Origin of the sequence: Brachybacterium sp. HMSC06H03, assembly GCF_001807385.1 — a bacterium.
GTDB classification, from domain to species: domain Bacteria; phylum Actinomycetota; class Actinomycetes; order Actinomycetales; family Dermabacteraceae; genus Brachybacterium; species Brachybacterium conglomeratum.
This window is the reverse complement of record NZ_KV788817.1, coordinates 1-1,986: the sequence shown is the minus strand read 5'-3', so window position 1 is coordinate 1,986 and position 1,986 is coordinate 1. Positions and strand designations below refer to the sequence as shown.

The window sequence follows — 1,986 nt, the reverse complement described above, 5'->3', positions numbered from 1 at the left end:
CCGCGCAGCGCGGCGCCGAGCGGCCCGTCGAGCGCGGCGAGGATGCTGGCGGCGTCCTCCCCGGTGACCGCGACGGTCTCCGCGGCCGAGCCCTGCCCGACCGCTCCGCCGGCGAGCTCCACCTCTGCGACCACGTACTCGACCGCCTCGGTGCGGCGAGCCGCCGTGACGAACGGGTGGCGCAGCGGCGCCCGGTGGCGGTGGCGGCGCACCGCCGCCACCTCGAGCACCGCCTGCTCAGCGCTCTGCTCCATGGTCCCGCCGCTCACAGCGCCGACATGATCTGCGCGGCGGCGAGGCCGAGGAAGGTGCCCAGGAACGAGCCCATCAGCGCCATCAGCACGCCGACCGGCACGAGCTGGCGGTTGAAGGCGCTGGCCACGACCGGCGCGGAGGCGATACCGCCGATGTTCGCGGTCGAGGAGACCGCGATCGAGAACAGATCGGTGTGGGTGATCCGGGCGTAGATCACCATGATCGCCAGGTGCACGAGCACGACCAGGACGCCGATCAGCAGGTACAGCGGCGCCTGTGTGAGCGCGGAGAAGTCGGAGCCCGCGGCGATCTGGCCGATCACGATGAAGAGCATCAGCGTCGCGATCTCCGTGGAGCCGCCGATCCGTCCCAGCGGCGTCTGGGCGATCACGAGGCCGAGCACGGAGACGATGACGATCGTCCAGGTGGTGGCGTTGACGACGTCGCCCAGCTCCGGGAGCAGGCCGCCGACCCAGATCGCGAGGGTCGAGACGAACAGCGAGCCGAAGACGACGGTCGCGAGGGACTGGACGGTGATCGGAGCCTCCTCCGTGTCGAGATCGTCGCCGTGGTCGACCAGATGGGTCGAGCGGGCCCGGGTGAAGCGGTCGAAACGGCCGGAGACCGCGACGGAGGAGAAGGCGACGGTCAGCCAGATCGAGTAGATGAGCGTGTCGGTGATCAGGGCGTAGCCGAAGATGTTCTCCGGCGCCTGCAGGATGTCCTGCACCGCGACCATGTTCGCGCTGCCGCCGGTCCAGGAGGCCAGCAGCGCGCCGAGCACCTTCCACGCCTCCGGGTGCAGAGCGCTCTGGAACGCGAGGAACACGCCCACCATCGCGACGAACAGGGACGCCGCGGAGACGGCGTAGGTCAGCAGCAGCCGCGGGCCGAGCTTGATGATGCGGCGCAGGTCGCAGCCGAACAGGAACAGCAGGATCATCGCCGGCAGGACGACGTCCTTCACGGCGGCGATGGGGGCGCGGGTCGCGTCGTCCTGCCCGAACACCCCCGCGGAGTTCAGGGCGGCGCACAGCAGGTACATCAGCACCATGCCGGGCACGTACTTGAACAGCTTCCAGCCGGTGGTGCGCTCGAGCACGATCAGCGCGCACGAGAGCGCCAGCAGGACGCCGAGCATCAGCAGTCCGTCGGTGATCACGGGGTCTCCTCGGTGAGTGGGGAAGGGGATGCGGCCGTGCCCCGGCGGCTGCGGGGACAAAAAATCGGAAGCACCGGTGACCGGCGTCTCGGGCGAGACGCGGTGCGGTGCTTCCGACGGGATCCGGTTCGGTGAGGTTCCGGGCGGGCGGCTGCGGGTATGCGGTTATGACTCCTGGTCGGGGAGGGCCGACAGGTCGCGGTACTTCGCGGCGGCGCTGCGCACGGCGGCGGCGAGCGCCTTCTGCGAGGACCCGTGGTACCTGTCGGTGATCGACTCCACCAGGGCGTCCTCCTCGAGCAGGGATCGACCGACCACCAGCTCGCGGACGAACTCGACCGTGAGCGTCAGTGTGGCGGTGCAGTCGGCTGCCTGGATGACGTGGGTCTCAGTATCGACGACGAGGCCGACGAAGAACAATCCCCACTGCGTCGTGATCGGATTGTTGCTCGGGGACTTCGCCTCACCCGTGAGGTAGATCGTGCGGGTCATCCGGTGATCCTATGCGGGGTCCAGGAGGGCTGAAGAGGTGGTCTCGACCTGCGGCCCCGGGCCGGGCGGTGCCCGGC

2 protein-coding genes and 1 pseudogene are annotated in these 1,986 nt (G+C 69.8%); all 3 read right to left on the bottom strand.

The genetic code is table 11. The features are described 5' to 3' along the window. Positions 1-269, bottom strand: a pseudogene (locus tag HMPREF3159_RS09895) (dipeptide epimerase); the annotation flags it as partial. Then, positions 266-1,417, bottom strand: a complete 1,152-nt coding sequence (locus HMPREF3159_RS09890) for a DUF819 family protein (protein WP_070500879.1) — start codon at positions 1,415-1,417, stop codon at positions 266-268. The pseudogene HMPREF3159_RS09895 and the gene HMPREF3159_RS09890, both read right to left, overlap by 4 nt. Positions 1,418-1,582: 165 nt before the next feature. Next, the gene (locus HMPREF3159_RS09885) at positions 1,583-1,909 is read right to left on the bottom strand and encodes a DUF3870 domain-containing protein (protein WP_053917318.1); all 327 of its coding nucleotides are present in this window, start codon (positions 1,907-1,909) and stop codon (positions 1,583-1,585) included. Positions 1,910-1,986 lie beyond the last annotated feature (77 nt).